Origin of the sequence: uncultured Gimesia sp., from assembly GCF_963972345.1 — a bacterium.
Lineage (GTDB): Bacteria > Planctomycetota > Planctomycetia > Planctomycetales > Planctomycetaceae > Gimesia.
This window is the reverse complement of record NZ_CAXAVM010000261.1, coordinates 1-8,430: the sequence shown is the minus strand read 5'-3', so window position 1 is coordinate 8,430 and position 8,430 is coordinate 1. Positions and strand designations below refer to the sequence as shown.

The window sequence follows — 8,430 nt, the reverse complement described above, 5'->3', positions numbered from 1 at the left end:
CGGTCACACCAGTCACCGTAAAGCCCTGACCTTCCACATCGGAGTCAGCGGTCGTCGGATTCGCATCCAGAACATTGCCGCCCGTCAGCGTAGTATCTTCATCGGTGCTGAAAGCATCATCGACGGCAACCGGATTGTCATTCACACCCGTGATCGTGATATTCACGGTCGCAGTAGCGGTGCCACCTTGAGTATCTTCGACCTTATAAGTAAAGCTGTCTGTTGTCGATTGTCCATCCACCAGATATTCAAACTGACCATTGGGATCGTAATCGAATGTACCATCCGCATTCAGCGTCAACAGAGCACCCGATGCCAGAGTAATCTGGGAATCCACATCACCCGTAGATCCATTCACTTCCGTTACCGTCAGGGTCTGACCCTCCGCATCGAAATCGGGATCTGTCGGGTTGGCATTCAGCACGTTACCGCCAGCCAACAGGGTATCTTCGTCTGTGCTGAAGGCATCATCGACTGGTACGGGATTAGTATTCACACCATTAATGGTAATCGTGACCGTTGCCGTATCCGTGGCACCATTGACGTCGGTGATCGTGTAAGTAAAGGTCTCTGACGCTGATTCTCCATCAGCCAGGTAGTCAAATGCGCCATCTGGCCGATAAGAAATAAATCCACCTCTATATACAGTCAACAGTGCACCGGAAGCTAATTGAATCTCATTCTCTACACTCGCAGCAGAACCATTGACCGACGTCACCTCAAAGGTGTCGCTTGCATCGGGATCATAATCCACACCATTGCCGTTACTGCTGAACACACTGTGAAAATTCATATCCAGTGTGGCGTCTTCATCAATCGTAAAGTCATCGTCTTCAGCAACAGGGGTGTCGTTCACGCCCTGAATCGTGATCGTCACGGTCGCGGTATCTGTGCCGCCATTGCCGTCATCGATCGTGTAGGTAAATGTTTCTGTGGCGGTTTCCCCCACGGCCAGTTCTTCATATTGCCCGTTGGGATTGAATGTGAAAGTACCGCTTGAATTCAGCGTCAGCAGCCCTCCCGCTCCGATGGCAACGGCATTTCCGACATCAACGGCATTACCATTTACTGCTGTGACCGTCAGTGTGTTGTTCTCAACATCGGAATCAGGATTAGTTGGATTTGCCGCCAGAACATCACCGTTGATCAACTCAGTGTCTTCATCGGTAGAGACGGCGTCATCCACGGCAACCGGGGCATCGTTTAATGCATTTACAGTTACAGTAAATGTATTGGACAATACTGCGTTGCCCGCCACATCAAAGGCCTGAACAACAATATCCGTTGAGCCATTCAGATCCAGGATGGAATTGATAATCAAGTCGCCGGTCGAGAAATCCACATTGACGATCGCGTTGGTGATCGAATCCACCTGGAAGTTGAGCGGTGTCCCCCCATTCTGATTAAAATAGGTAGAGAGAGGCCCCAGGTTTAACGGCGTGAAGTCTTCATTCAGAATCTGATCAGAAATGGCAGACGCTGTCGTTGGTGCAATCGTATCCAGTTCAAAGTTGACATGAAACGCACCAGCCGGACTGACATTACCGTGTTCGTCAGCCGTCATGAAACGCAGCGTATGTGTGCCCCCCTCCAGGCTGGCCCCACCGTTCAGGTTCGTTTCCAGCCAGCTGCGAGTCAGCGTGAAGGTTCCTCCGCTGGCACCGCTGGAAAGTTGCCCGAAGATATTCGTATAACTGCCCCCATCGAGGGAGACTTTGAATTGCGTAATCAGACTTTCGTCGGACACGTTACCAACGATGGTTAATTCGTTGGTGATTCCATCTGAATTGGAAACTCCGGAATCAAACTGCAAGCCTGCAACCACAGCGGGTGCATCCTGGTCGCCAATCAGCTCCAGCTGGATGGGCGGGATATTGCGGTTGGAGTTCAGCATTTGCAGGTCATTATTATCGACATCTCCATCCATATCACCATCCAGCTCCTGGGAATAGAAGTTGGTGTTTGGATTGAGGCCCATCTGCTGGATCATGAACTGAGTGGTGAAATGATTGTAGCCAAACAGGTGCTGATAAGAGGCAGCCAGCGCGTGCTTGTACTCGGTATCATTTACAGACCCACTACCATCGGAGTCACCAGGCAAAAAGACATCTACAACAAACCCACCGGTGGCAGAGGTCTGACCGCGAACCAGCAGAGAGTATTCTCCGGGGGCCAGTGTGGCCAGCGTCAGGGAATCCGGTGTGCCGGCATGGTCATTTTCTGCCAGATTCAGCGGAATCACGGCGTTTGTGCTGGTATTGATAATCTGAATCGAAGCAGGATTGAAAGCGGATCCTGCCGTCGCATGCACAGAGAAACCGAGAGTCGGTGAGCTGCCCGGTCCAATATTCAGAAGCAATTCTGTTGTGTCATTCGGCTGATTCACCGAACTTTCCAATGAAGCCAGGATATTGCTGGCAAGCAGTGTTCGATCTTCAAGCCGCTCCACGTGGCTTGCATAACCAATCGGACGAGAAATCCGAAATGGCAATCGGCGAGTTACTTTGCGAGTAGACATACGGCCAAACAATCTTTTCAGGCTCTTCATAGAATTTTTACTCGTATCAGTTTTGGTATTGGTCAGCTAAAACCGGAATGATCAGTGAGGGATTTTTACTGTCGAAATAGACACTTACTTTGACGATTGCACGCATTAAACCTAACAGTCAACAGCCCGCTCATTAAAAGGAATTTCTTTTTTTGATTACGCGAGTTTGGCTCAAGATCGCAGGAATTAATACACTTAATGGAATATCTTTGCCTATGAGCCTACTAATTGCAATTAATAAAATAGCAATCTGCGATGTTTAGATAATCTGGTTGGGATTAGAGGACTGTCAGGAAGGTCAGCGCAGAAAATCGTATTCTGTACAGTAACAGGATTAGAAAGGAATGATGCAGCAAATCAACGTATATGTTCAACTTATGAATCATTATGGACAGAGATTTTTAACTCTTCAGTGATCTGATCCATGGCACTCAGACCAGGAAGCTGATTCCAATGATGATGGAAAGCTGCTCAAATCCAGTAATAGAAAGTGTAATTTTGTTACATTGGATTATTTTTTAGTAAGATAGGTAAATATCAGGGGAGAGTAGCGTTTAAAACGCAAAATCACTGTATTGGCATCACTTAACAAACAATTAGGTTCTTCTTCCTCAGCCGAAAAACCGAAAAAGACAGAGGAACGAAAGCTCTCTTCTGGAGACCAAAGCAGTCTGACCCGGATGATGGATCAGTCAGTTTCATTAGATTTCATGAGCCAGGTTAATTCAAATCATTTGTTGTCCAAGATGGTTTTTACAATTTTGAATTACCAAGACAAACAAACTAAACATCAGAATACGTTATTTGTCCAAATCGCCAGTCTCTCGCACGAGTCGGAATAAGATGCGAATAAAAAATATCTCACAATGGATTGTTGTTGCCTTGGCGATCAGTCTGCCAGCACCTGGATTTGGTCAACAGAACCAGATCGACACAGCAGATTCCTTGGTAGACATTCATAGTGAAGCCGAAGGCTCCTATCTGCCGGTTTCGCTCAATACATCGGAACCTTCAAGTTGCGCGATCACTGATCCCGGAACAGCAGACTGTGTGAATGAAATGTGCCTGCCGGAATGCCAGTGCTGTAATTTTCTGGACCAGTTCCTGATGAGTCATTCGCCGATTTACCCCTCAATGAAATCGAACCGTGTGCAGGTTGGGGGTTGGCTCGACCAGGGATTTACCGGCAACTTTCAGAAACCGTCCAATAATTTCAACCTGCCAGTCACATTTAACGACCGCTCGAATGAATATCAGATGAATCAGCTGTACCTGTACATGGAACGCCAGGTGAACTTTGGTGGTGATGAACTGGACTGGGGCTTTCGGGGAGACCTGCTCTACGGTACTGACTATTTCTATACAACGGCACTCGGTCTGGAAACCGAATCTGATGGGTCACCGCACTGGAATAGCGGTAACGGACCACGTACCAGCGGTGGCAGCACGTATGCCATGTATGGCCTGGCAATGCCACAGCTATATGCAGAACTATATGTACCATGGCTGGAAGGTGTCAGCATCAAAGCAGGACACTTCTATACGCCGATTGGATATGAAAAAGTGACTGCACCCGATAACTTCTTCTATTCCCACTCCTATACGATGCAGTATGGTGAGCCGTTTACACACACAGGTATTCTGACCACCTTCCAGGTCACAGAACAGCTGCAGTTACTCGCCGGTGTGGCCCGGGGCTGGGATGCCTGGGAAGACCCGAATGATGATGCCGAGCTGCTGGCAGGAATTGGCTGGACGAGTTCCAGTAAAGACACCAGTATCAACCTGACACTGACATCTGGAGATCAGGACAACGGAGCGAGTAATACCGCCAACCGAACGCTGGTCAGTTTTGTACTCTCGCATAACTTTACCGACTGCCTGACCTATGTATTCCAGAGCGATTTTGGAGTGCAGGATAACGGTACGATCAACAATCAGTTCCAGATCGTGCCGGCCAAGTGGTACTCGTTCAATCAATACCTTTACTACGATGTCACCGAGACCTTTGCCTGGGGAGCCCGATTTGAATACTTCCGGGATCAGAATTTCTCACGTGTTCTACAGGTTCCCGAGTTTGTTGCCGAGGGGGGAAATTATTATGAACTCACCGTGGGAGCCAACTGGCGGCCGCATCCCTGTGTGACTGTGCGTCCGGAGCTGCGTTTCGACTGGTCGGATACCCGATCCAACCTGTTGAACATTCAGGGACCCTATCGCAACTTCCAGTCTGACTACCAGGTCCTGCTGGGCGGCGATGTGATCATCCGCTTCTAGAACGCAGTACAACCAACCATAGCGTCTCTCAATCTATGATAATCGGCCCAATAGCCCGGGAGACGTTATCGTAAAACTGGACACGGTCTAAACCTGCTTTTTTCTGCAGGCGAATCAGTGGTCTGCCTCGTAATAAGGTTCGACGTGGACCACGACCTCACGAACGGTCGGCCAGTCAAGCTGAATCTGATAGCGTACCTGCTGGGCCGTTAAATGCGCCTGATCGACGGTTTCGTTGGGATTCACTTCGATATCAATGTTAACGTGTGCGTCAGGCCCTGCTGTCTGGATCCGTACTTTTTCTACGTCCAGCACTCCTTCCACCTTCATCGCTGACGCTTTGACCTGATCGAAGTACTTCTGGTGTGGCACTTTGTCAGTCAATTCATGCAGGTTTTCCCGGGCAGCCACCCAGCCCAGGTAAACCATGATCACGGATAGAATCATCGCTGTGATATGATCGATCAGATGGCCATAACCGGGAATCTGGCTGGCAATCAGCAGCCCCAGTGCAGCCACAAAGCTGGTGATCGCATCAACACGGTAATGATAGGCTTCCGCAATCATTGCTGTGCTCTTCTCCTGTTGTGCCATCCTGAACACAACCCGACAGGTCCCTTCCAGCAGTACTGCCGCAAACAGAGGAATCGTCCAGCTGACCCAGCCAATGATTTGAGACTGGGGATGACTGATGGCAGCAAACAGCTGGTAGCCGAACGTCGCTGCCCCCACAATCAGAATCAGAATCCCTAATTGAAAACCGGCCAGTGGTTCATAGCGACCATGTCCGAAGGGATGATCATCATCCGGAGGCTGCTCGGCCAGTCGGATGGCAAACAGAATCGCCAGCGATGTCAATACGTCGGCACTACTTGCCAGCGCGTCTACCAGCAGAACCGAATGCCCCAGGAACCAGAGCCCCACCAGTTCCATCACAATCACAAACAGCCGTACTGAAATTCCCAGCCAGGCGACTTTGAATAAACGCGTTGTTCTCCGGCGGCGCACGCGCGAAACATCCTCTGAAACTTCCAGTGGTTCCGGAAAGACTTCCATCAGAGGCCCCTCTGAAGATGCCTCTGAATTTCCTGAGGAATTCGCCATATCCATTAGTCAGACAACAGAAAAAAGAAACGGAATCTCATTCAGGCCTGAAGCATTTCTGAAAAGAACGAACAGAGACAGGCCAGTCGTTCAGTTAATTTTGATTCGTATCCCACTGTTTGACAAGTGTCATTTCAAGGGAAGCGGAGATTCATCAGGGTTTTCTCATTCGCTGACAGATTCCAGGGGGGATCATATTTAACCATAGCGTCTCTCAATATATTAGGCTCGGCCCGATTGGCCTTGAAGACGCTAGAGTAAAACTGAATACAGTCTGCCTCTGATAATTCAAGCTTCATCAGGCAGAATCAAAATGTCAGGCAAGGTGAGCTGATGCTCTTTGACCATAATTTTAGCAGTCGGCCATTGTTCCATCGGGGTAATCATGATGGTTTGATCTGCTTCGATCAAGATCGTATCCCCGGTCATGGCGGGACCTACGGAGGGATGCCAGAACGCAGCCATTCCCGGCTGCAGTTTGAACTCACTGTTCAGGAGAATCGAAGTCTCTGCAGGTAAATATCCGATAATGTCAGCCTGGTCTGCATGCTGCCATTCATCGGGGCATTCGTATTTTTCATAGATGCGTTTCACACGGTTCCAGGTATCAATGAATGCCCAGTCCGGTTTGGAAAAATACATCCCGGTGGCCTGCATCAGCAAGGCCAGGTGATGCGACTTAATGAAGCTGGACGGAGGCTTGCCCAGTGAAACAGTTCTGGTGGCAGCTGCATGTAATCCGTTCTGAGAGCCCACGGCGGAGATGACACAATAACGTTCCAGGCGATCTTCACCATAGCCCCAGCGGCGGTAGCGGATACTCTGGCCGTCTGCCATCACCTGCAGACGTTTAGGCGTGACTCCATGTTTTAACAGACGATGTGAGAGACAGCCGGCAATTTCCTGCTCAGTCTGCCCTCGCTCCACGCGACGTGCGGTCGCTTCGACTGCGTGAGAAACCAGTTTCCCCAGTTCCCGCATCCGTTCGCCTTCCAGTTCACTGAAAGGGATCCGTAACGACTTGAATCGTTCAGACAGGTTCAACGTTGACTCAACCCCCGTGTCGCTGGCAACTTTGCGACCTTTACAGAGATCCCGAATCAGTTGAGATAAAGGCTCATACCAGGGACGGGTTTTGATCTGGAATCCCAAGCCTGGTATGGCACGGTCGAAGATCTGATTGGCATCCACATTACTGCAGGCAATCAGTCGTGCATCCTGGGTAATAAAAACGGCGGCACAGTTTTCACTGGAACCGGCACGGGTTAAATCTGCTCCTGTTGTGAACCAGGCGATATTCTCGGGAGACTGCAGCAGTATGGCATCCAGTTCCAGTTCTTCCATGAGTGCAATCATCTGTTGCTGCTTTTGTTCGACATCAGTTGCACGACGGGGGTCTGACGTGGGAATTTCTCCTGAAGAGATAGGTGCATGAGCATTCACTGCCACGATAGTCATAAACGACTCCCGGTTGAAACAATATCTAACGACATCTCAAAGACACGCAACTGATTCCTCGAACGACTGGTCCATCCATCCTGCATTAACTGATGATCAATGCCAGGTGAGCACTCGAAACCTGCCGGACATTGTGCCGTTCCAGCTCTGATCAAACCCAACGTGTGTTTGAATGTAGATCCAATTACTGAGTTTTGTATTGAAATTTGCTGAAGTCAAGTGTTTATCGAAGAACTCGGCATGGAATGTCCGCATTCCTCTTCCCAGTTGATTTCATTAGATTCTTTAGACTGAAAAAGAGGTGACGTTCAGGTAGTGGACAGGAGATGTGCAGCCAGGAAAGGCGAAAAAAGAAGAATGATCGAATTCTGCAACGTACTCCGTTCCCTGTCAGTAATCATATCAGAATTAATCAGAAATCAAGGGGAATTATCAGCGGGAGCGGCGGCTGGGACAAATTGTCCGCTTCAGGATCTTGATTTCCGGCAGGCAATGATAGGCGTTTAACGGAGTAAGCCGCGGAGTCCCAGAGGGCGGCCTGATACTTTTTGTATCACTGACTGCACTTTGGACTCTTCCACTTCCAGATCAGCCAGAATGGCGGAATATTCCTGATTCAGTTTCTGAATCAGTTTTTCTCGTTCCTGATGGGCCAGTTGTTCAATTTCTGCTGCCAGCTTCTGTTTTCCCCGGGCCAGCTCTGCCTGGAAGGCTGTTGTCAATCCACGGGCCACCTGTTGTCCCAACGCCGATTCAATCCGCCACTCGGGCCTGTCATACGAGCCGGAACCATGCACGTTCACTGCAAGAGTATCGATCTCGGACAGGGATTGCTGTAACAGTCTGGTGATCGACTGAGCTTCGGGGCGGGAGCTGTCAAACTCAAACCGGACGGGTGTCTGGCTGAACTCGATCTGACATTGAAAATCATGTTCGCGAAAAGTCAGATGAGAGCGGCACTCTGTCTGATCAGCGACCAGTGCCAACGAAATTCGATCCGAATTTTCAATCTTGATTTTCTTCTGCTGAGGCAACTTAAAGAG

At 49.4% G+C, this 8,430-nt stretch carries 5 protein-coding genes; 1 reads left to right on the top strand and 4 read right to left on the bottom strand.

Features of this window, described 5'->3' with window-relative positions; translation table 11 throughout:
- A partial coding sequence (locus AACZ40_RS26715; protein ID WP_339676606.1) for an Ig-like domain-containing protein occupies positions 1–2,518 on the bottom strand: 2,518 nt, incomplete at its 3' end.
- An 873-nt stretch (positions 2,519–3,391) separates the two neighbouring features.
- On the opposite strand from AACZ40_RS26715, the gene AACZ40_RS26710 reads away from it, so the two are divergent.
- Positions 3,392–4,825, top strand: a complete 1,434-nt coding sequence (locus AACZ40_RS26710) for a porin (RefSeq protein WP_291171598.1) — start codon at positions 3,392–3,394, stop codon at positions 4,823–4,825.
- Between the two features lie 114 nt (positions 4,826–4,939).
- Here AACZ40_RS26710 and AACZ40_RS26705 read toward each other — a convergent pair whose 3' ends face one another.
- From AACZ40_RS26705 to AACZ40_RS26695, 3 genes are all read right to left on the bottom strand, one after another.
- Entirely contained in the window at positions 4,940–5,881 is a 942-nt protein-coding gene (locus AACZ40_RS26705; protein WP_291171595.1) for a cation diffusion facilitator family transporter, read from the bottom strand.
- A gap of 336 nt (positions 5,882–6,217) precedes the next feature.
- The gene (locus AACZ40_RS26700) at positions 6,218–7,387 is read right to left on the bottom strand and encodes a M24 family metallopeptidase (RefSeq protein ID WP_291171593.1); all 1,170 of its coding nucleotides are present in this window, start codon (positions 7,385–7,387) and stop codon (positions 6,218–6,220) included.
- A gap of 503 nt (positions 7,388–7,890) precedes the next feature.
- On the bottom strand, positions 7,891–8,430 hold a 540-nt coding region (locus tag AACZ40_RS26695; RefSeq protein ID WP_339676604.1), incomplete at its 5' end, for a hypothetical protein.

Bases quoted from the DNA above. Each gene is read 5' to 3' on its own strand.
- AACZ40_RS26705 (WP_291171595.1), bottom strand. From the start codon at position 5,881: ATGGAAGTCTTTCCGGAACCACTGGAAGTTTCAGAGGATGTTTCGCGC.
- AACZ40_RS26710 (WP_291171598.1), top strand. From the start codon at position 3,392: ATGCGAATAAAAAATATCTCACAATGGATTGTTGTTGCCTTGGCGATC.
- AACZ40_RS26700 (WP_291171593.1), bottom strand. From the start codon at position 7,387: ATGACTATCGTGGCAGTGAATGCTCATGCACCTATCTCTTCAGGAGAA.